The organism is Bacillus sp. GW823-FHT06B01, assembly GCF_058952315.1.
Genome location: NZ_JBXAHR010000008.1, coordinates 97,017 through 118,124, shown reverse-complemented (window position 1 = coordinate 118,124; position 21,108 = coordinate 97,017). Strand labels below are relative to the sequence as shown.

The window sequence follows — 21,108 nt, the reverse complement described above, 5'->3', positions numbered from 1 at the left end:
GCAATTATTAAGACAGTATTACACTGTCTTATTTTTTTGTTACTTTAAATTTTTATTACTTGAATGCGAAGGTCTCATGTGATATATATATCTAAGTCGGTAATATAAAAAATAATTAAAATCAAACATATAGTGTAAATAATAATAAATTAACATCAAAAACCGACGATAATGCATTGACAGTGTACATATTATAAATGTATACTATTTATAGACGTAAAAACATAGGATGTTAAAGCAACACACACAATCTATATCGCTAAATTAACATCTATAATATATCTTGAATACACATTCAGTGTATAAATCTACTGTTAATATCTTGACAAATGGAAAAAATAAGGAAACTTGGTATTGGCAATGGATTTTAGATATGGTATAATTTAACTGTTGACTAGAGTCAGCGAACATACACACACACATACATACATAGACTACGAAGATAGTCAGCTTAGACCAACTCAAACAGTTGAGTCACAAGCAAGATAAGGAACATAAAAGTTACAAAGCTATAAAGGAGAAGTGGTACGAAATGGATGAGCTAAAGAATGGTGAAAATGTAAAAGACTTATTTTTAACTAATTATAATAACGATACAACTAAATCATACTACAATAGAATCTTCACTAAAGCCGAAATAATGGAAGAAACTTTAAATAAAGATTTATATGATTTTACACTAGAAGAAATTGAAGAGCTTTTAATTCAATTACGTGGAAGCGCACAAGCAACAGAAGTTTACGGTCGTGTTATTTCAGCGTATATGAAGTGGGCAGTAGAAAATAACTACAAACAAACTAAAAATCCTCTATTAGATGTTAGCGCTAAATGGTTTGAAAATATCAGTGAAAATGTAAAGAACTTATATATAACTAAAAAACAATTATTAAAAATCGAATCAGATTGTTATAACTATCAAGACTCAGCAATAATTAGGTTATTATTTGAAGGAATTTGTGGAGAAAAAGCTATTGAAATTAGAGAACTAAAAAAGTCAGACGTAGAACAGGCTTTAGAGTTTATGCAAGAAAAGGGTCTTAATAGTGATATAGAAGATACAAAAGTACCTTTAAATATTGGCGGAGCTTTCACAGAAGTTGATGCTCGTACTATACTCATGTTAGAACAAGCTATGCAAGAGAAGAGATATTGGAAGAAAAACGGAGATATGGAACAAAGAGAGAATATCCGTGCTGTTACTGAATTAGTTGATAATGAATATGTATTCCGTCCTTCTATAACAAGAACAGGAAGTTATCATCAAGCTATTAAAGAATCTGTTATTTATAGACGTGTTAATTTAATTGGTGAAGTTCTAGGATATCCTCAATTAAAAACTAAAAGTATAATAAAAAGTGGTCAATTATATATGGCTAAGAAAATTATGGAAGAAAAAGGCGAGTACTACCTAAGCACAGAAGATTATAAAAATATAGCGATTAGATTTGATATTAATAATTTCTATCCAATGAAAAAATATTGTAATGTTAAAAACATAAAAGAATTATATGGTGACTTTTTAGGACAAGACAAGTAAGGAGCGATTCGAATAATGGGTTATAAAGTTGAACATAAACTCGAAGCAAGGATGAATAAAGATAAATTCAAAATGTATTTAGAAAGAAAAAATATGAATGCAAAGCAATTGTGGGAGAAAATTGTTGATGAGTATGGCATTCATATCAAATACAGGGGATTCATTGCTCTAATTAATAAACAAAACCTGTGGAAGTTAACCTATGCATATGTAATCTGCGAAGCCTTAGAGATAGATATTAAAGATATCTTCGAATTAAAGCCGACAGCGGAGGAAGGTGAAGAATGATGGAGCAACCATGTCGAACCGCTGTTATTGCTGAGACACCTTTAGCAAAAGTATAGCTAAAGGTGTCTCGTCTTACAACAGAAGTTATAAATAATGAAAAAGTATTTAACAAATGGATAAAATATGCATAAAATCGTTGCAAAATCCTTCATTGAATGTTAATATCATTAAGGTCTATATAAGGTTTTTAACAAATGTTGTTATATTTGGTTGATGTCGGACGTCGCTCATCTCAGTTTCAAAGGAACGGTGAATGCATCTATATGCCAAATTACATAATTTTGGCTGTTGGGTTACAGCCATGAAAATTGTTATACGTACATATTAGGTAATAATGTTTTATTATTCGACTAATTAAACGTAGTGGTCAGAAAATTTAATAATGGAAGGAAGTCGATACAATGCAGGATTTGAAAGAATTTTCGCTCATCTTAGGACTAACTCACACAGAGGAGAAAGATTTTTCAGTCTTGTTTGATGACGAAGACGATATAAAATATTTCACCAGTGAAGTATTGGATATCGAAAAACAGAAATGGGAACATCTCTTCGACATGCGAATGTATAAACTACGCAACGCAAGCATTTCTTTCGAGGATTTTGAAGTCCTCTATGGTGAAGACCCTCACATCTCTCTAGTAAAATTATTCCGATTTGACTTGAATGCAGATGATTTCGCTTTGTTCCAAAGTATTGTAAAGAAGAATAACTTATCTCCAAAGGATATCTTCTTATTACATAAGAAAGACGTTCATGCGAGAGCAATGAAATTGGCAAAAATGTTGCCGTAAGATAAAAGCCAATTTGACAATGCTTACAAATGAATGATATAATGAATGCAGTTGTTAAGGAAAAGCCCTTTAAACGTAATAAATAATGAAAAGTTATTTATTGTGTGGAGGGCTTCTTTCAACCTCTAATATAAATTAGAGGTTTTTGTTTTCTTTACAAGTGTAAAAAATAATGAATTTAAGGAGTGCAGTATATGGCGAAGAAGAAAGAAGAAGTAGTATTAGAACAAACTAAGAGTGCAATCAAATTACAAGGGGTTGTATCTCGTATGGATAGCGACCATGCTTTCAAAGAAGGAGAAACAGGCTCAGGAAAGCCTTACAAGAGCTTACGTTTTACAGTAATCACAAAAGATGCTGAGGGCGAAAAGAATGAAGTACCTGTTGAATTATTCGGTATGGAGCAAGATGAAGTATACGCTTACAATATGAAGAAGAAAGAAGGAAAGCGCTTCCCATTTGAAAGCCGTGACAACTTACCTGACGGTTATCACTTATTCGGTGTTCGAGTTGGCTTACAACGTGACGAAGATGGAAAGGTTATTGCTGAAAATCTACATCCTTATGATGCAGTTGAAGAAATCTTCAATGAGCTTCAAGATGGAATGCACATCTACTTGAACGGTGAGATTGAAATCTCTGAGTACGAGAAAGATGGCGAGAAGAAAGAGCAAAAACGTTTTGTCATGAAATCTCTAGGATTACTAAAGAAAGACATTGATTTCGAGGCAGAAAATTTCGAAGAGACAGCAGTATTTGAGCAAGAAATGGTATTCGTGGACATGGAAGTTGACCGTGAAACGAAGAAGGCTAAGGTAATTGGTCGTACAATCGGATATGGCGGTAAGTTTGCTAATGGTTCATTCATCATTGATGGCAATGACAAGGACTTAGAAGGTCTTATCAAAGCGTTTAAGAAGCTTAAATTCGGTGCATTCATGAAAGTTTACGGTAAAGTAGTAAACCGAGTGGAGTTCGTAGAGGCTGAGGAAACAGATGCAAAACCAGTAGATAAGAAGAACCCGTTTGCTACAGTAGGTAAAGAGAAGCATAAATCTCTTGAGAAACGTACTTCACGAGAGTACACAAACGAACTTCAAATCGAAGGTGTAGAAGCTGAATCATTTGTTACTGCAAAATACAAAGAAGAAGACTTCGTTCTACCAGTAGAAGAAGAAAAAGCTGAGGAAGCTAACGATGACAATCCATTTGCTGACACTGGCGATGACAAAGAAGACGGAGACGACCTGTGGTAAGCCGTTAACTTATACTTACAAGTGTAAAAAATAATGAATTACATACGTGGAGGGGAGAAGTATGTCCTTTTCTTCTCCACAAATATAAAAAATAATTGAAAAGAGAGCGTGATTGAATGTCATTTTTACATGCATTAAACCCGAATAAAGTCAAAGCAGAATTAGAACAATATCTCATGTGTTTGTTTGCACCAAGTAAGTTTGGTAAAACAACATTTCTATATGATTTAGCTAAGAAGTATTACGGTGGAGATTTAAGTAAGATGTTACTACTTGGTACAGAAGTAGGTTATAAAGCTTTAAATGGAATCCATGCACTTCCAATCTCTGTTTTCGAGTATGTAGATGAAGTAGATGAAGATGAGGACGAAGAAACAAAAGAAGAGAAGACTGACAATGATGCAAGGGGATTCGTTGAGGTTATTGATGAGTTAATTGAGAACCGTAAGACAATTCCGTACAAGCTAATTGTTATTGATACAATTACAGCTCTTGAGGACTTAGCGGAAAAGCATATCATCAAAAGACAGAAGATTAAGTCTACTGCGAAAATTGAGGATATTTCTGATATCGCATACGGTAAGGGCTACAACTTAGTTGCAGATGCAATTTATGAGCAAATCGACCGTTTAAAGAAAGCAGGATTCGGAGTATTCATCATCGGTCACAGTAAAACAAAGAAAGTCGAGCAACGTGATGGTTCTTCTTATGATTTAACTACACTTAACTGTTTAGGTAAAACATCAGACATTATCCTTCGTGAAAGTGACTTAATCATCTATGGTGACTTAGTAACAACAGCTAAGAAAGGTATCGCTAAATCAGACCGTTACTTACGATTCCGTTCAGAAGGTAATGTAATCTGTGGTTCACGTTTCCGTCATATGCCTGACAAAATCAATAACAGCGTTGATGAGTTCTTAGAAGCATTTGAGAATGCAGTTCTAAAGGAATATGATAACGATGAAAAAGCTGTAGAGAAAGCAAAAGTTGAGCAACAAGCGGAGACTGAGCGCCAAGCTGAGAAGTTCGCTAAAACTCAAAAGGCTGAAATGACAGCAGAAGAAATGCACGCTTGGTTGAAAGAGAGCATTGGTACTTTGAAACCAGTTCAAAAGCGTAAATTAAAAGGAATCTTTGAGAAGACTCTAGGTACTACTGACTACACAAGTGTAGAAGATGTAGACGTATTAAAACAAGGTGTGGAAGCTGTTAAGGAATTAATCGGCTGATAATGCCCACCTTTAGCAAGAAAAAGCTCTTTATTATTTTAACTACTCTGCTAGCGGTTGTCGTAATTGGCACTGCTAGCAAACTTTCATATGATTATTATAATTCCACACAGCAACAGATTCAATCATATCAAGAGAAGTTAACTGAGAGTGATTCCAAAATTCAAAAAATCGAGGGAGAACTATCGTCTTCAAAAGAGAAGGTTGAAGGGTTAGAGAAGGAAAAAACAGACTTAGACAACATGAAGAATGACTTAGAACAGCAAAAGTCTAACCTTGAAGAAGAAATCAAGCAAAGAGATGCTAAGATTTCTGAACTCGAATCGGACAAGCAAAAATTACAGGATAAAGTTAGCTCACTAGAAAAAGTGAGCTATACTCCTATTCAGAATAAATCCGAAGAGAAACCCAAAGAAGTAAAGAAACAAGAGCCTGCACAAGCTCCCGTAATGCAGTCAGCTCCAACACCTCAAAAAGAAGAGAGTGAGTCTAGTGGTAATTGGATGAATTTTGTTATCACAGCTTACACAAATCATCCGTCAGAGAACGGTGGGACATATGGTGGTAAAGTATTGACGAAAAGCGGTCACGACATCACGAATACGATTCATCACAATGGACAACGAATCATTGCTGTAGACCCATCTGTAATTCCGTTAGGTTCAACTGTAGAAATAGAAGGATATGGACGTTTCATTGCGATTGATACAGGCGGAGCTATTAAAGGGAATAGGATTGATATTCTAGTCGGTAGTGCAAGTGAAATGAACAGCATCGGTAAACGTGGTGCGAAGGTTCGTATTATTAAATAGAAGAAAAGGGGAATACATATGCTTATTATTTTGGAGGGGAATGAGCTAAATTTTAAAACAACCATTGCTGAGAAGCTAGCTGAGAGGCTTAAATATGGCGTTGTTAAAGGGAACTCATTCTTAATTGCACAGCTTCCTGCTCAGGGTTTATTCCAGTATGTAAAAGGAATTGCTGACCACGCTGACAATCTAATTGTTGATAGATATTACATGTCAAATCTCGTATACACAGAGTTGTATGATGGCTACTCACGATTAGGTGAAAAGGAAGTTAAATACCTTGAAGAACAACTGAAAGAGAAGGCTCTAGTGGTTTACCTTCATGCAAGCCCCGAAACGCTTATTAAGCGAAAACAGGAGCGTGAAGAGAAGGAAATAGCGGACAATATGTTTGATACGATTAACAAAGGATTTGAGCGTATTATCGTAGGTTCTGAGTTAGATGTATTGAGTCTAAGCACGGAAGAGCTTACAAGTGATTTTATTGTAGATATCATTATCACAAATATTCGCCACAAAGAGGCGTACCAACTGAATAAATAATAAGTACCAAGGAGATAAGTGTAAAAAATAATGAACTTATCTCCTTTTTCTATGCATTGGTAGTTGACATGCATTTTCCTATTTGATATGATACAAGTGTAAAAAATAATGAATAGAGGAAAATGACAGTGCAAATAGATGAACTACAAGTTATAGAAGAACAAGATTTAACATTACCCGAAAATGGATATAAATTAGTAGCTGAAACGATACATAAATATTTTACTTACTATCCTTATTACGAGAAGACACATGGATACACATTCGATGATTTAATGCAATTTGGAATCATTGGGTGGATGAAATCATTAGATGCTCATGACGAATCAAAAGGTAAACTTTCAACAATAGCTGTTAGATATATTCGAACTGAAATCTATAATGCAGTGCGAAGTACATATAAAGGTGTTCGAGTGAGTTACGAGGTTACACGGATTGCGAAATATATGCGTAAGCATCGGGGGAAGAAAACCCTGCAAGAAGTTCAGAAGAAATTTGATGCGTCGGATGAAGTTATGAAAAGAGCTTTGTCATTTATGGATATGACAGTGATGAGCCTTGAAATAAAAGTGGGCGAGAGCAATAGAGGAGAGAGTAGAAAGTTAATTGACATGATTAGTGATGAGAACGCTCATCATGATATGGAATTAGCAGGTCTCAAAACAGGACTCTCCAAGCGATTAGCTGTCGTATCTGAAACTCAAAGAACTTGCATCTTACTTCGGTTACAAGGGTACACCCCAACGGAGATTGGGAAGATGTTGGGAAAGAGTACTGCAACTGTATCAATGCAAATTCATCATGGTACAACAAAAATTAATAAAGTGTTCAATCACTCGATTGAAAATGTCGCATAAAGAGGTGAAATAAATGCAAGTAAAAATAGAAATGGAGAACTGTGAACAGTGTCCCTTTGCTCAGGTATCGAAGGTGTACACACGAGATTCATGGGAGAACGTTAGAAAGGTGCATTGCACAAAACTAAATAAGGATGTACATGAATATCTAGATTGGTACGATAAATCACCAATTCCAAATGAGTGTCCTATCAAATGTTAGTCTCGTTAAAGAAGAGCGCTATGGAAGAGAAATTAAAGGATATAAATTTAGATATAGTCATCCTAGAGTCTGACCTAGCCAATGTGTGTCAGGATGATGTTGTAGAGTTTATAGAATCTAAATTAGCGACACTGTATCTAAAGAAGGCTGAACTAGAACTAAAATTAAGAACAGACACTAAATGAGGAGTGTTAAAAATGAAATTAAAAGTAAATGATGAAGTTGTAATTATAGATGAGAATGGAAACAAACTAGCAGAAGGAGTAATTGCGAATATTAATGATTTTCGTGAGCCTAGCATGAAATATGCAGTTGACGTTGATGGATATGAAGATGTGTTATTTTTCGGAGAATCGCAATTAACACCAATCAATAAATAAAATTACCCTTTATGAAGGAGAAATAACATTGGAACAATTTAAGATTATAGATGAACATGACAAGGTTTTAGCTGTAGGTATTACGCTGAAATCAAACATCACATTGTTGGAGTGGACTAGCGCCATAAAGACATTATCATTCTATGACAATATCGAACAAGTAAAAGAATTTGTTTGCAATAGAGATAAAGGTACAAAGTTAGTGCCATTAAAAGCAAAAGGCAAGGATAGATTGCGAGAATACTATCTGCAAAGAAATGAAGATTTCAGTGGAGTCAGTGGTACTGGAATTGTAGCGGAAGGTGTTGTTATGCCTAGTGGCAAGTGTATTCATGAGTGGTCACAGTCATATGTCGTCTCTCATAACATTTATCCAAATGTGCAGTCAGTACAGCATATTCATGGTCATGAAGGTAGGACAATAGTTAAATTCGTTGGAGAGGAAGAATGATTATATGGAACACTTTATTAATCAATGGCACTGTGACGAAGAGGCTTGCAATAGGATTTTCTATACCGATTTAGAGGAGTCTCCTGAGAATTGTCCTTTCTGTCAGAGTTGCGATTTATCAGACTCCAAAGTGTTGAAAGCAGAGCCTCTAGTTAAATAAAAGAGATATTTTACTTAATAAATCGGGAAAAATCAGATCCAAAAATAGCAGTAAATCAAAGGCTTTTGAGGGGTGTCCAATATGAATATTTTCGGTTTTATCAATTTTTCCTTATTAATCGTCCTTATCGTTTTGATAGTGAAATTATTCAAGGAGAATCGAGATGCGTAAGAAAGATATTCTATTTAAATTAAAGAAGGAAATCAAAAAGGCTGAGGAAAGACAGTTACCTAATGCCAAGAAGGATAGTGGGCATATCAGAGGTTTAAAGAATGCTATCAGGATAATTCAAGAACATAAATAGGAGAGATGGATAAGTGTTGATACCATATACTCTTGTAGCAATTATAGCAATCTCAGGCTCTTTATGGTTGGGTATGTTTGCACACCTTATGTACATTGCTTTCAAGGAAACGAAAGAAATGGAGTACAGAATCAGTCAATGGATAAATAAACAAGCGGAGTGATTGATAATGTTTGAAAATTTAACAACAAGACAAACTTGGATGTTAATTAATGATAAACAGGCGATAGTACACACCTTTAGTAACTTTAATCTATTGGAAATGCTTGAAATAAAAAAGGTTAAAGAATCAGAAAGAAAAGAAAAACTAGAATTATTTATGCGAGTGAAATTATGAATAGGGAATTGATAGTTGAGTATGCAGTAAAGATTTTAAATGAACATACAGAAGACATTAACTTCACTGTCAAAGACGCTGTATTTCAATCCCTAACAAAAAATATTCCGAACTATAAAATCACAAGTGATAGAGAATTTTTCGAACTTGTAAATGAAGTATGTGCAAAATTTGTGGGTGACAAGGAGAAGAAAAGAACATGAAACGATTATATGCAGAAGAGTTTTATACATCAACATCAGAAGATGCAGTAAATCGAATTAAATGGCTACGTGAAAAGCAAGAAGGATTAGATGAAGAAAAGGCTCTTCAACTACAGAAGATTGTATATAATGCTATCCGCTTAGAGTTAGGGACTACGAAGTTGATTGGTGCTTTATTACATAAGGATGGAAATGAAATTGGTATTCCAGTGTACAATGTAGAAGCTACAGGAGATAATGCATACACTCATCATTTTGATGAAGAACGTCAAGAGTTTTATATCGAAGTAGAATAACAAATAACATAACAAGGTGGACACTATGACAATTAAAAATAACGAATCATACAAATGTAAAGAATGTGGGAAGGACTTCACGCTTGAAAATTTGGTGAAACATAGTTGCGTACCATTAAACGAAATGCCTTCATATGAAGATATAAAGGATGATATTAAAATAGAAACATACCGTAAGAAATAGGTGAGAATATGGAAATCATAGCAAGCGTCAAGGTTAAGCTAAGTGAATATTCAAGAGGAAGCTGTGTAAGAGTAACAATACGTTTCATCAATCCATTAAAGAGACGATTCATACCTTTAGAGCTTAAACAAACACTTAGCGAGATATTCTATCCGTCTCTGCCTCCTAGTTTTATATTAGGAGAAGAAGAATTGTTATATGTAATAGGGAGAGAGTTTGGAGAAACCGAAACAAAGTTTTTTGATAGAGTTGCGGAATGTCTGAAAACAAAACATCTGAACAGGATTGTAGAAAATGAAATTCGTAATTATATGGGTGATTACATGGAGAAGCATAAGCTAGAACTGATTATGAAAGAAATTAATCAAGGATGCAAGGTCGTCGTAACCATAAAAGATGAGAAGGAGAAAGTGTCCTAATGAATACAGTCAAAATTAAAGTAAGAATAAAGCGTATGAAGCTCGATTATGGTACTGAATGGCTTCGTATCAGAATGTGGTTCATCAACCCATTTGAATCCAATATATTTAAAAGAGTTACTATGTTAGAGACATCATTTAATAGCTATGATTACAGCAGTAATTTTGAGGAGAAAGCCATGATATATCTTAAAGAAAAGATGGTAAATTCGGTGAAAGTTAAGGTAATGGAGTACTTAAAGAAAAGTCACAAGCAGAACAACCTTGACGGTCTAATTTTAGATTTGAACCGAAGCTTAAAAATTGAAATCACTTCAAAGGAAATGAAGGAGTATATGGATGCTTAAAACATACGAATATCATTCAAGTATAGATGATACCGTCATAGCAAAGGGGCTATGTCATTTTGAGAATCAAGAACAAGCAGAAGAATATGCATTCCAATTAGCTTGCCTAGAGTATGCTGAGAAGGCGAGTGACGGGAAGTATCCTACGATATTTGACTTCTATAAGCAAGGATATACGCCTAGTGAAGCTATTGATAAATACTATGAGGAACAATTAAATCACATTAAATTTAATGTAAAATTGCTTTCCCTATAAGTGTAAAAAATAATGTAAAATACATAAATCAGTGGATGTTTATTATGGTGAGATAGCATCCACTGCAAAGAGGAGGAATAGTATGGCAAGACCGTTGATGTGTCAGATTTGTAAAGAAAAGTCACCGAGAGAAGAAATGGAAGTGGATGAAAAGATATCTCCAAAGTCGGGTAAGGTTTCCCGAAAGTACTACCACAAAGGAGAGTGTTGGGAGACGTTCCAAGAACAGAGAGCATTCACCGATAAGGAGAATGAAGAATGGGATTATCTTTGGAATGTATTCGAAGAGGTTTATGGATTCCCAGTACCATCGAGATTCGTTCCATTCTTACAAGATTTACGAAACGGCACTATCCGAGTAGGAAAAGTGAGACGTCGTACTAAGCGTGGTTATCCATTCAAATTGATTGCTGAGACATACAAAGCTTGTGAATCAGATATTGAGTGGGCAAAGAAGACCAAGGATTTCAAAGGAACTCTACAAGAGTGTCAGTATGGATTAGCAATTGTTGCTAACAACATCGTAAAGGTGAGAAGCAAAGCCGAGCGTGAGAAACGACAAAGAAAAGCAATCCAAGAGCAAGTAAAAGAAGAAATGCAATCTGAGACCTTCTTTACGAGTGTTAAATACGATAAGAGCAAGCAAACGAAGAGAGTAGATATCTCAGATTTGTTGTAATTAGAAATGGAGTTGTAGCGATTGACGAAAAAGAGTACCACAGAAGAAGTCATAAAAAAGTTGGCTAAAGAAGCCGAAATTTCCGAAGCTCTGTTGACGGGTTTGTTTTGGCAAAACCCCGAAGAGTATTACAATTTATACAGCAAAGAAAAACTGAATCATTCCACATTCAGAAATCCACACTGGGGATTCTTTTTTGAGTTAGGAAGAACAATGTTCGATGCGGATATCCGTGTATTTGATGATATCGCAACTCAAAAAACATTGAATGATTTAAGTAAAAAGCACGTAAAACTCTACGATAGCTATGGTGGATTCGATACGATGAAACAGGTCATGGTAGAGGTAAAACAGCGTGCAGAGAACTTTGAAGCCTATTATGAGGAAGTTCAAAAGTACAACACAGTCAAAGAATTATACGACCTATTTGGTGAGAAAGTCGTTACTAAAGATGGGAACTACGACTACAAATTACTAGACAGTGAGACTATTTGGAATTACTGGGTAGACAAAGTTAGTAACGTACAAACCACACAAGGTGAGAAGTTCGATGAATGTAGTTTATTAGAGGGAATGGATGAAGCAATTGATATTTGGGATAAGAATGTCGATGCAGGAATGCCTTTCTATCGTAGTCCACAATTAACAAAGATATTCAGTGGATTTGCACGAGGAACTACTTACATATTAGCTAACTATTCGGGTGGTGGTAAAACATCTTTCACTATCAGCAAAGTTATTATGTCTCATATTGAACAGAAAGAGAAACTACTTATCATTGCGAATGAGCAGGATGAAATGGAATGGAAGAAGATGCTACTCATTACGGCGATGGGACAGAGTGGTAATATAATTGACCGTCAAAGGTTAAATGAGGGTGAATTTACAGCAGAAGAAAAGCAGAAACTTAAAAATGCTTCTGCATGGTTGAAGCAATTCACAGAGGGTGACGATAAGCTTATTACTCTTGTATTCTTAGAGAACTACACAACAAAAAATGTTGAACGTGTAATGCGTAGACATGCTCGAAGAGGGACGGGAAGTGTCATTGTCGATACGGCTAAGCCACCCGATGATGATATGTATTCTTCACGTTGGGAAAGTTTCTACGAATCTATCAAGAAGATGTATCAGCTTTCTCGTAAAAATGCAGGAGGATTAAATCTGAGATGTTGGATTAACGTACAGCTTGGAGATAACACGATTGGTCGCAGATACCTAGATGAAACGTGTCTTGGTGAATCTAAGAAAATTAAGAACGAAGCAGGTCAACTTTTATTGGCTCGTTGGGCTTATCAATCTGAGTACAGAGAAGGTAAGAATGAATTGCTGTGCTACCATTATGTAAAAGATGAAAATAATCCTTTCGCTAAAAATGGATGGGTAAAAGAAGAGTTCACCTTAGACCCTAAGAGGAAATATCAGATTCTATTTGTTCCTAAGAACCGACGAGGGAAAGCAAATAACACAGGCTTGAATATGTTGGTATTTGAAGTCAATATGGCAACAAATACATGGATTGAAAGAGGGTTCACAATGGTAGAAGATGATAGAAACAGTAAGTAGGAAGTTGGTATTGCGGTGTCTGATTTAAAGAAGATTAAACAATTTATCTTAGAAAAAGAAAAGATAGATTTCGTCCTTGAGGAGCTTGGATGTAGTCATATTGAATTACGAAACAACCGCTATGAGGCTCAATTACCTGATAAGTTTAATAGTAACAATAGGCGTAGTGTTCAAGTGCGTATCAATGACAATTTATCTGCTCATATACGCTCAAGAGGCATGACAGGAGATATCTATTCACTAGTATCCTACATCAAACACGACTGTAAAACAGAAGATGAGATGCAAAATGACCTCTACAGAGCAAAAGAATGGTTAGTCGATATTCTTGATTGTCATCACTTGTTGAGCAAAGACAAGAAAAAGAAGAAAGACTTGTTACATTGGTTGAAACCAATCAAGAAGAAACGTACAAGAGTCGTAGACTTAGCTGAGATAACGCCTAATGATGTATTGGATGAAGAAGAAACCTATAAATACTATGACATGTGTCCTGCTCAATGGTGGATAGATGAAGGGTTATCATGGGAAACACAATGTGAATTTGAGGTCGGATTCGATATCTTGAGTGAACGGATTGTGTTTGCTATCAGAGATGTAAGAGGAGAATTGGTTGGAGTCAAAGGAAGAACAGTCGTGAATGACTCAAGGAAATACCTTTATTTACATCCATGTAATAAGAGTATTGAGCTGTTCAACCTGTATCGTGCAACACCAATAATCAAAGACATTAAGAGAGTTATCATCTTTGAATCTGAGAAGAGTGTAATGTTTGCTCATCAATATGGATACGGAGAGTGTATAGCAATCTGTGGTGATGAATTAAGTGATGTACAGGCTCAATTAATTAAGAATCTTGGTCACGATGTACAAATAATCTTTGCGATGGATAAAGATAAGGATGCTGAATTTGTATACAGCCAAGCTGAGAAGATTACTAATCGTGAAATACATGCGATTTTTGATGTAGAAGGCTTGCTAGAAGGAAAGGAAGCACCAGTAGATAAAGGACAAGAAGTCTTTGAGAAACTACTTGAAGAGAACTGTTTCTTTGTACGTGGAAGAGAGCTATAGGCTCTAATAAATGCGTTACAAGTGTAAAAAATAATGAATAGGCGAGCTTCGGCTCGTCTTTAAATAAGGAGAGTGTTTGATGGATTGGATTAAAAGAAAACCAACTAAGAGAATCTTGAAAGCGGATTCACTTATGAAGAAGATAGCAAAGATAAGAGGTATTGAGAACATTGAGGAGTTTCTAAACCCACCAATAAATGTTTTGCATGACCCATATCTGCTGAACAACATTCGTGAAGTTGCTGAGCGAATTAAAGAGGCTGTATTAAAAGGAGAAAGAATTGCGGTCAGTGCTGACGTAGATGCCGATGGCGTAACATCCACTGCAATCCTCGTCGATTATCTTTCCCAGTTTACAGACAATGTATATTACGTTTACCATCAGCGTGCAGAAGGTCACGGTGTCGAGTATCAGGTGGACAAAATTGATGATGAGACAAAACTAGTTGTTGTATTAGATTCATCTACGAACTCAGTAAAAGGATGTAAACAGCTTGTGGAGCGTGGCATGGACGTACTTGTAATTGACCACCATGATTTCGAAGTAGAAAATCCATATGCAACGATTGTAAATCCGCAAATGGACGATTACCCGAACAAAGCAATCAGTGGTGCAGGAGTTACATATAAAGTAGTTCAAGTGCTTGATGATAGCTTTGGTACTGGAATGGTCGAAGATTACTTAGATTTAGTTGCAGTTGGTATTGTAGCCGATGTAATGAATCTATCTGTAATGGAAAATCGTCGATTAATTATGGATGGTATCACAAACATTCAAAATGAAGGACTTAAAGCTATCTTGGACAATGCCAATGTAAAATTTGATGAAGTATCATCTACTACTATTGGATTCAGCATTGCGCCTCTAATTAACGGTGTAGCTCGAATGGATAAGATTGAATTAGCAATTGAACTTCTATTAGAGCGTGACCCATTAGAGTGCAAGAAGATTGTCAAACAGATGGTTAAGCTGAATGATGACCGTAAGAAGAAAGAAATCGAGCTTATGAAGATGTACGAAGAGCAAGTTAATCCAAATGACAAGATTATCATTGCGATTGGTAATGACCCGTCAAAATCATTTAATGGATTAGTAGCCAATAAGATTGCTCAGAAATATAAGCGACCTGCTATTGTAGCTCGTGATTTTGGAGATAAGATTGCAGGAAGTTTCCGAAGTATGGGAGATTTCAACATGAACAGCTACCTAAAACGAACTGGACTTGTAAAGAAATCTGTTGGTCATCCATTTGCAGGCGGTGTGGAAGTTGTAGCTGAGAACGTAGAAGAGCTACGAGAATATTTCAATGAACACATTAATATGGACATCTTCCTAGATGACATCGAATACGACCTAGAAATGAAAGGTCGAGATGTAACGATGGGATTCGTAGAGGAATTGCAAGAGATTAACCGTATTGCAGGTAATGGCTTCGAGAAAGTCAAAGTCCGAGTAACTGATTTGATGGTTGATGAGCGCAAAGTAATGGGCAAAAACAAAGACACAGTTAAGCTTGTTACCAACTGTTTAGATGCGATTCGATTCCGTGAGAACAGTGAGTATGCTAATGATGTAGATACGTTCGACAATATTGAGATTGTTGGAGAGCTGAACATCAATGAGTTCTTCCACTGGGGATATCGTAAAAACATCGTTACGATTCAAGTAATCTTAGACGATTACCGACATATGTAAAATTTGCCGAACAAGGGTTAACAGTAGGCGAGCTATAAACCTGTAACCCCGAAAGACCCACAGCCTCATATGAGGTGGTTGAAGCAGTTAGATAGCTCAGTATTTTAGAAGAAAAGGAGATTAATATTATGAAAGAACAATTGAAAAATAACTTTACACATCACCCACCGAAAGAGGGGCAAGTGGAGAAGTATGTAGATATTAGAAATGAAGCTTTACATTTTGCTAACTTAATTGATAGCTTATGTCCTAACAGCCGTGAGAAGTCATTAGCTATCACGAAGATTGAAGAAGCTGTATTTTGGGCTAACGCATCAATCGCACGTAATTAATAGAGAGGAGAAAGAGATATGTATCAATTTTTAACGTATGAAATCTTTGGAATGCAATGGTGGTTATTCCTGTTATGGATTGTCTATGTGATTTTCACATTAGTAAATGCATTTGGATTATATAGCAAGTACCATTACTACACGAAGCGACAACCGTTCCCAATGACAAATGCAATTAGACAGACGTTCTTTGAGCGTGAATACTTTACTTTGTATGATTTACTTCGTACACCGCTTGTATTACCTGCAATTGTATTAGGTGTATTTGTACTGTTCTTGCAAGGATGTTTGAAGAAGTTCTTGAAGGTAAAACTATTTAAGTTTAAGAGTTAGGAGAGGGAAAGAATGCTTAGAACTAAGATTGTAACAGCTAATACAGATTTGCGATTAGAGAGCAACTTAAATGAAGTACTGGAAACATTAGGAGACAAAGTGGTCAAAGTAAGCTATCAAATGTCTTCTAATGGGAAATTTAGTGCGATGGTCTTGTACAATCACACGATGACATACGGAGAGGCAATCAGGAAGATGGAGAGAGAGAATTTACTGTACGCTCATTAATGTAAAAAATAATTAATTTTAGGGTTTACAAGTGTTTAAAATAATGATAATATATATCTTGTAAGCAAAACAAATCAAAGCTTACACAGAACATAAGTTGAATTACTTTTTTATACTATTTCCTATTATTTTTTCGAGTTTGGGTTTTTAAAAGTTTGTCTCATGAAGTAAAGAAATTACTACCAACTAACTACAACACACACAACAAAACACCTGCTAGTGGCGTTAGCAGATGAGGAAGAGGGCTTTGCGAAAGCGAAGCTCTTTTTCGTTATTTGACGTAATATTATATCAAAGGTATAATAAGAAATCATAGGCGTGTATTGCAAAATACACAGAAGAAGAACCTTCCAGTCGGAGGGTTCTTTTTTGTTTAAAAGATGAGTTTTATACAAATATAATGTTTTAATAAGTGTAAAAAATAATGAAATTTATTGTTGACTTATGCTCATATGTGAAATATAATGAACATATACCTTTTAGGAGGGAATAAATATGTGCTTAGTAATCGTAGGAATCATACTTACTATGGCTCTTCTACTTGGTATCTTAGGCATGTTCATCGGAAGTGGTTGGGGAGTTATTACTCTCACATTACTAGTCGTATGTGCATACTATGTATTCTTTAAAAAATACTGAGGGATGAGTCATTGTCCTTCATTACAAGTGTAAAAAATAATGAAACGAGGGATAAACAATGAACGTAACAAAACATTTCAAAAGACGATATGCTCAGCGTATCAAGAACATCAAAGGGAAAGAAGAAATCAGCTTATTCGTAACTACGAATCAAGACAAGATTTCCGAGGACGCCAAAAAGATGATGGAACATGCCATCTTCATTTGGAAGGGACAGTTGGGTGAATCAAATATCACTCGAAATTTCTATATTAACGGTGACATCATTTTAGTAGCTGACACAGACAACACAGCGTTAGTTACATTATATAAAACGGATTACGGTTATCCTGACAAAACAAACCGCAAGATTGCAAAAGATTTACTTGAGAATATTCAAGGTTTAAATGCAGAACTAGAAGTTGCTGAATTAGCAATGCAAGAGGAATTAAATAAGGTGGATATTGAGATTGATAGTTTAGATGTTCAATTGAAATCTTTAAAAGCTCAAGCAGAGTTAGTGGAAAGCCGAAAGAAAGCGAAAGTAAGTGAGCGCAAGTCATTATTCACTAAAACTCGTACTGTGAAGGAAGAGATTGAGAAGTTCGCCAAGATGCTATGCAACTCAATTGAGTACAAAGTTGACGTAAAAGAGATGTAATTGGATGTTTAAGTGGCTTAGATGGCTTAAAAGCTGTGAACACGATTGGAAGCGTCTCGATGAAGAAAGAGAATTAGTTTGGACAGGATACACTCACAAAAGTGAGATAAAGATTATATGCTTTTGTCCTAAGTGCAAAGACACTATGAAGGTGAGTACTAGGAAATGGATGCAGTATCTAAGAAAGCGTGAAATTATAGAGGAATATAAAAAACAGAATAAAGAATAGAGGTGTTCGAATGCAGTTCACTTTAGCAGATTATAAGAAGTTTCAACTTGAAAAAGAAGAGGGCTACATTACTGAGAAACGACATCCTTGGTTTAAGAATCTAGTAATTCTCAATTACACGAACCGAGCAGTTGTTGACCGTCGATGGAACAACGAAACGATGATGGCACGAGGATTAATCCTCGATACGAATACATTAGAGGTAGTTGCTAAGCCGTTTCCAAAGTTCTTTAATATGGATGAGAATTTAGAGTATCAGCGTGATATTCCACGATGTGACTGTAATCCACCAACGCTAACCGTGAAGCAGGATGGTTCACTAGGTATCAGTTACATGATGGGTAATGCTTTATTTTGGGCTACTAGAGGTTCTTTTGAATCCAAACAGGCGTTTATTGCGAATGAGATTTGGGATAGAAAATATGCTACCAAAATCATTAAGGATGAAAAGCTCCGTGAAACGCTACGAGGAATCACTTTATTAGTTGAAATCATTGACCCTAAGACACGAATTGTCGTGGATTATGAAGGAATGTCTGACTTAATTCTTATTGGAGCTGTTGACATTCGAGGTAAGTTCCCGATTGATTTAACAATGGATTCGTTAAAAGCTATTGGTCAAATGTTAGATATGCCTGTGACCGAGCAAGTAGATTTAACAATAGATGAAGTAATCAAAATGAAGAGTGAAATTCCTGCTAATGAAGAAGGTTGGGTATTGCAGTGGGATAATGGCAAGCGATTGAAAGTAAAGGGCGATGATTATATGGCTGTACACCGTGTAGCTTATGGATTATCACTCAAGCGAAAACTAGAGGCTTGGCACACTGGCAAAATGAAAGAATTAATCGAGCAAGTTCCCGAAGAGTTCCGTAAAGAAGTAGAAGCATTCCAAGATAATTGGGACGCACTTGCTATGACAATTACTGAAAACCTTCAATACATATTAGATGAGTGTCTTGCTAATGCAGAGACTCGTAAAGATTTTGCTACAAATGTAAAAAATAATGAATCTCTAGAGAAAAGATATCAATCTCTAATCTTCACTGGTTATGACACGAAGAAGATTAACATTGATGTAATCAAGATGTATATCTACAAAAACTACAGAGATTTCATCGAAGAGGGAGAAGAAGAAGATGCTTAAATTCATGATGATGGTAGGCATCCCTGCAAGCGGAAAATCAACGTTCGCAGAGCTTCTAGCGGAACAAGATGACGCAATTCTACTTTCCTCTGACGTTGTTGGTAAAGAGTTACATGGTGAAGACAATGAACGCAATAACGAAGAGGTGTTTGCTCTAATGTTTGAGCGAACCGTAGAAGCTCTAATGCAAGGGAAGAGTGTTGTATATGATGCAACAAATATCAATCGTAACCGTAGAATCGGATTACTTCAACGACTTAACCGTACTTTCAAAGCAACTGGTGCTATGAAGTTTGTATACTACATTAATACGGCTGTTGAGGTAGCTCTTTTAGATAATGGATTAAGAGGAAAACCAGTACCACCTTTCGTGATTGAGCGCTCGTACAAGAGTTTAAATGTGCCAATCAAAGAGGAAGGTTGGGATGATGTATATATCATTCAGCGCCAAGAAGGTGTGTTTGATATTGAAGACCGCAAAGACATTATGAAGATTGTTCAAAGTGGCGGAACTCATGAGGAAATCATGACAGGTCTTATGGGGTATTTCCCTGAGTTCCTAGCCATGTATAACATGCCACAGGACTCGAAATATCATTCATTCTCTGTGAGTCGTCATGTATACCATGTATACAAATATGTCTTTGACAACTTTGATAATGGGAGTGAATATGACCGATTAGTGATGCTGTGGACTGCACTGCTTCATGATATCGGCAAACCATACTGTAAGAATTTTGAGAGCCGTGACGGTGAGGAAACACGCTATGCAAACTTCATCTCACATGAGAACGTAGGAGCGCAAATAGCTAGCTCAATTCTTGCTAAAGCAGTACATAATGATGATTTTATCCTTCAAGTTACTAAGCTGATTCAGTTCCATATGGTTCTGTTGAATGCAGGTGAAAAAGGAAAGAATCGACTAAGACGATTAGTTGGAGATAAAACATATGAGATGCTAGAAATCTTGCGAGATGCAGATACTCTAGCACACTAAGGAGCGATTTAGATGGGAAGTATTACATTTAACGGAAACACGTATTACGGTAATAGCATCCACATCAGTAACGGAACAGTCATCATTGATGGTGTTGTTCAAGCTCAAGGACTAAAGGGACACTTAGACATTAAGGTTGAAGGAGATATCCGTGACTTAACAACGGATGCTCCAACAACTATTGATGGAAATGTATTAGGAAACCTACGAAGCAGAGGCTCTGTTACTTGTCGCAATGTACAGGGTTATGTAGATGCAGGCGGTAGCGTAACAGCTCATGACGTGGGTGGAGATATTGATGCAGGTGGCTCAGTTCGATGTGGTAGAGTCGGAGGTTCTATAGACGCAGGAGGAAGCGTCAGACACGGTTAGGAGGAAAAACAATGGGTTTTGTAATGGGATTCATTATAATCACAGGATGGTTAGCTGTTCTTGGATGTGGAATAGGTTATTTCATCCATTGGATGGAAACTAAGAATAGGAAGAGAAGATAACAGGAGGATTCAAATGGGATTCGTAGGCGGATTTGTTGTAATCACAGGATGGCTAGCTCTCATTGGAACATCAGTGGTTTGTGCCATTAAATACTTTTGGGAATGGTGCGACGAGCGTTTTTTAGGAGAGTGTACTAAATGAAGTTTATCAAGTTTTTAAAAAGAAATCGCACTTTCATGATTGCTCTATGCGTTTGCA

General features: G+C 36.0%; 32 protein-coding genes. All 32 read left to right on the top strand.

Translation table 11 applies throughout. From position 1 onward, the window contains the following. The first annotated feature begins 532 nt into the window (after positions 1–532). The 32 genes from AC1Q8N_RS26555 (at position 533) to AC1Q8N_RS26400 (ending at position 21,051) form a co-directional block, all read left to right on the top strand. Positions 533–1,537 (top strand): phage lytic cycle repressor MrpR family protein, encoded by a 1,005-nt coding sequence (locus tag AC1Q8N_RS26555; RefSeq protein ID WP_098392873.1) that lies wholly within the window; start codon positions 533–535, stop codon positions 1,535–1,537. A 15-nt stretch (positions 1,538–1,552) separates the two neighbouring features. Beyond that, positions 1,553–1,825 carry a helix-turn-helix domain-containing protein gene (locus AC1Q8N_RS26550; RefSeq protein ID WP_098392872.1) on the top strand — a complete coding sequence of 91 codons (273 nt, stop codon included), beginning with the start codon at positions 1,553–1,555 and terminating at the stop codon, positions 1,823–1,825. A 401-nt stretch (positions 1,826–2,226) separates the two neighbouring features. Continuing rightward, positions 2,227–2,616 (top strand): hypothetical protein, encoded by a 390-nt coding sequence (locus AC1Q8N_RS26545; protein ID WP_098392871.1) that lies wholly within the window; start codon positions 2,227–2,229, stop codon positions 2,614–2,616. Positions 2,617–2,810: 194 nt separating this feature from the next. Next, positions 2,811–3,872: a hypothetical protein gene (locus AC1Q8N_RS26540; protein WP_098392870.1), complete on the top strand. Its 1,062-nt coding sequence runs from the start codon at positions 2,811–2,813 to the stop codon at positions 3,870–3,872. 116 nt (positions 3,873–3,988) lie between these two features. Further along, entirely contained in the window at positions 3,989–5,104 is a 1,116-nt protein-coding gene (locus tag AC1Q8N_RS26535) for an AAA family ATPase (protein ID WP_098392869.1), read from the top strand. A 2-nt stretch (positions 5,105–5,106) separates the two neighbouring features. After that, the gene (locus tag AC1Q8N_RS26530) at positions 5,107–5,916 is read left to right on the top strand and encodes a 3D domain-containing protein (protein WP_098392868.1); all 810 of its coding nucleotides are present in this window, start codon (positions 5,107–5,109) and stop codon (positions 5,914–5,916) included. An 18-nt stretch (positions 5,917–5,934) separates the two neighbouring features. Further along, entirely contained in the window at positions 5,935–6,459 is a 525-nt protein-coding gene (locus AC1Q8N_RS26525; RefSeq protein ID WP_493521471.1) for a hypothetical protein, read from the top strand. A gap of 122 nt (positions 6,460–6,581) precedes the next feature. After that, on the top strand, positions 6,582–7,316 hold the full coding sequence (locus tag AC1Q8N_RS26520) for a sigma-70 family RNA polymerase sigma factor (RefSeq protein WP_098392866.1): 735 nt from the start codon (positions 6,582–6,584) through the stop codon (positions 7,314–7,316). Positions 7,317–7,715: 399 nt separating this feature from the next. Next, positions 7,716–7,898, top strand: coding sequence for a hypothetical protein (locus AC1Q8N_RS26515; RefSeq protein WP_098392863.1), 183 nt, complete (start codon positions 7,716–7,718; stop codon positions 7,896–7,898). Between the two features lie 28 nt (positions 7,899–7,926). Continuing rightward, positions 7,927–8,349 (top strand): hypothetical protein, encoded by a 423-nt coding sequence (locus AC1Q8N_RS26510; protein WP_098392862.1) that lies wholly within the window; start codon positions 7,927–7,929, stop codon positions 8,347–8,349. A 323-nt stretch (positions 8,350–8,672) separates the two neighbouring features. Further along, positions 8,673–8,813 carry a hypothetical protein gene (locus AC1Q8N_RS26505; RefSeq protein ID WP_176523181.1) on the top strand — a complete coding sequence of 47 codons (141 nt, stop codon included), beginning with the start codon at positions 8,673–8,675 and terminating at the stop codon, positions 8,811–8,813. A 13-nt stretch (positions 8,814–8,826) separates the two neighbouring features. Next, entirely contained in the window at positions 8,827–8,976 is a 150-nt protein-coding gene (locus AC1Q8N_RS26500) for a hypothetical protein (protein WP_176523180.1), read from the top strand. Positions 8,977–8,982: 6 nt separating this feature from the next. Beyond that, positions 8,983–9,150, top strand: coding sequence for a hypothetical protein (locus AC1Q8N_RS26495; RefSeq protein WP_176523179.1), 168 nt, complete (start codon positions 8,983–8,985; stop codon positions 9,148–9,150). Continuing rightward, positions 9,147–9,353 carry a hypothetical protein gene (locus tag AC1Q8N_RS26490; RefSeq protein WP_098392861.1) on the top strand — a complete coding sequence of 69 codons (207 nt, stop codon included), beginning with the start codon at positions 9,147–9,149 and terminating at the stop codon, positions 9,351–9,353. Before AC1Q8N_RS26495 ends, AC1Q8N_RS26490 begins: the two co-directional genes overlap by 4 nt. Next, entirely contained in the window at positions 9,350–9,649 is a 300-nt protein-coding gene (locus AC1Q8N_RS26485) for a hypothetical protein (protein ID WP_016094882.1), read from the top strand. The genes AC1Q8N_RS26490 and AC1Q8N_RS26485 overlap by 4 nt, the downstream gene beginning before the upstream one ends. Before the next feature lie 25 nt (positions 9,650–9,674). Then, positions 9,675–9,833: a hypothetical protein gene (locus tag AC1Q8N_RS26480; RefSeq protein WP_180228904.1), complete on the top strand. Its 159-nt coding sequence runs from the start codon at positions 9,675–9,677 to the stop codon at positions 9,831–9,833. 8 nt (positions 9,834–9,841) lie between these two features. After that, on the top strand, positions 9,842–10,252 hold the full coding sequence (locus AC1Q8N_RS26475) for a hypothetical protein (RefSeq protein WP_098392860.1): 411 nt from the start codon (positions 9,842–9,844) through the stop codon (positions 10,250–10,252). Continuing rightward, positions 10,252–10,599: a hypothetical protein gene (locus tag AC1Q8N_RS26470; RefSeq protein ID WP_098392859.1), complete on the top strand. Its 348-nt coding sequence runs from the start codon at positions 10,252–10,254 to the stop codon at positions 10,597–10,599. Before AC1Q8N_RS26475 ends, AC1Q8N_RS26470 begins: the two co-directional genes overlap by 1 nt. Continuing rightward, positions 10,592–10,855: a hypothetical protein gene (locus tag AC1Q8N_RS26465; protein WP_098640114.1), complete on the top strand. Its 264-nt coding sequence runs from the start codon at positions 10,592–10,594 to the stop codon at positions 10,853–10,855. The genes AC1Q8N_RS26470 and AC1Q8N_RS26465 overlap by 8 nt, the downstream gene beginning before the upstream one ends. Positions 10,856–10,937: 82 nt before the next feature. Beyond that, positions 10,938–11,534, top strand: a complete 597-nt coding sequence (locus tag AC1Q8N_RS26460) for a YorH family phage-derived protein (RefSeq protein WP_098392857.1) — start codon at positions 10,938–10,940, stop codon at positions 11,532–11,534. 93 nt (positions 11,535–11,627) lie between these two features. Continuing rightward, positions 11,628–13,100, top strand: coding sequence for a hypothetical protein (locus AC1Q8N_RS26455; RefSeq protein WP_493521470.1), 1,473 nt, complete (start codon positions 11,628–11,630; stop codon positions 13,098–13,100). Between the two features lie 15 nt (positions 13,101–13,115). Beyond that, complete coding sequence (locus AC1Q8N_RS26450) at positions 13,116–14,174, top strand: DNA primase (RefSeq protein ID WP_098392855.1); 1,059 nt, start codon at positions 13,116–13,118, stop codon at positions 14,172–14,174. Between the two features lie 79 nt (positions 14,175–14,253). After that, on the top strand, positions 14,254–15,870 hold the full coding sequence (locus AC1Q8N_RS26445) for a single-stranded-DNA-specific exonuclease RecJ (RefSeq protein ID WP_493521469.1): 1,617 nt from the start codon (positions 14,254–14,256) through the stop codon (positions 15,868–15,870). Between the two features lie 128 nt (positions 15,871–15,998). After that, entirely contained in the window at positions 15,999–16,202 is a 204-nt protein-coding gene (locus AC1Q8N_RS26440; protein WP_098392853.1) for an Acb2/Tad1 domain-containing protein, read from the top strand. 18 nt (positions 16,203–16,220) lie between these two features. Beyond that, complete coding sequence (locus tag AC1Q8N_RS26435) at positions 16,221–16,535, top strand: hypothetical protein (RefSeq protein ID WP_098640117.1); 315 nt, start codon at positions 16,221–16,223, stop codon at positions 16,533–16,535. Between the two features lie 12 nt (positions 16,536–16,547). Beyond that, the gene (locus tag AC1Q8N_RS26430) at positions 16,548–16,763 is read left to right on the top strand and encodes a hypothetical protein (protein WP_098392851.1); all 216 of its coding nucleotides are present in this window, start codon (positions 16,548–16,550) and stop codon (positions 16,761–16,763) included. Positions 16,764–17,258: 495 nt separating this feature from the next. Further along, positions 17,259–17,402: a hypothetical protein gene (locus AC1Q8N_RS26425; protein WP_176545316.1), complete on the top strand. Its 144-nt coding sequence runs from the start codon at positions 17,259–17,261 to the stop codon at positions 17,400–17,402. 58 nt (positions 17,403–17,460) lie between these two features. Then, complete coding sequence (locus AC1Q8N_RS26420; RefSeq protein ID WP_098640118.1) at positions 17,461–18,042, top strand: hypothetical protein; 582 nt, start codon at positions 17,461–17,463, stop codon at positions 18,040–18,042. 239 nt (positions 18,043–18,281) lie between these two features. Then, positions 18,282–19,418 (top strand): RNA ligase, encoded by a 1,137-nt coding sequence (locus tag AC1Q8N_RS26415; RefSeq protein WP_493521468.1) that lies wholly within the window; start codon positions 18,282–18,284, stop codon positions 19,416–19,418. Next, on the top strand, positions 19,411–20,415 hold the full coding sequence (locus tag AC1Q8N_RS26410; protein ID WP_098640121.1) for an AAA family ATPase: 1,005 nt from the start codon (positions 19,411–19,413) through the stop codon (positions 20,413–20,415). The genes AC1Q8N_RS26415 and AC1Q8N_RS26410 overlap by 8 nt, the downstream gene beginning before the upstream one ends. A gap of 12 nt (positions 20,416–20,427) precedes the next feature. After that, positions 20,428–20,787, top strand: coding sequence for a hypothetical protein (locus tag AC1Q8N_RS26405; RefSeq protein ID WP_098392846.1), 360 nt, complete (start codon positions 20,428–20,430; stop codon positions 20,785–20,787). Positions 20,788–20,922: 135 nt separating this feature from the next. Beyond that, complete coding sequence (locus tag AC1Q8N_RS26400; protein WP_255287555.1) at positions 20,923–21,051, top strand: hypothetical protein; 129 nt, start codon at positions 20,923–20,925, stop codon at positions 21,049–21,051. Positions 21,052–21,108 lie beyond the last annotated feature (57 nt).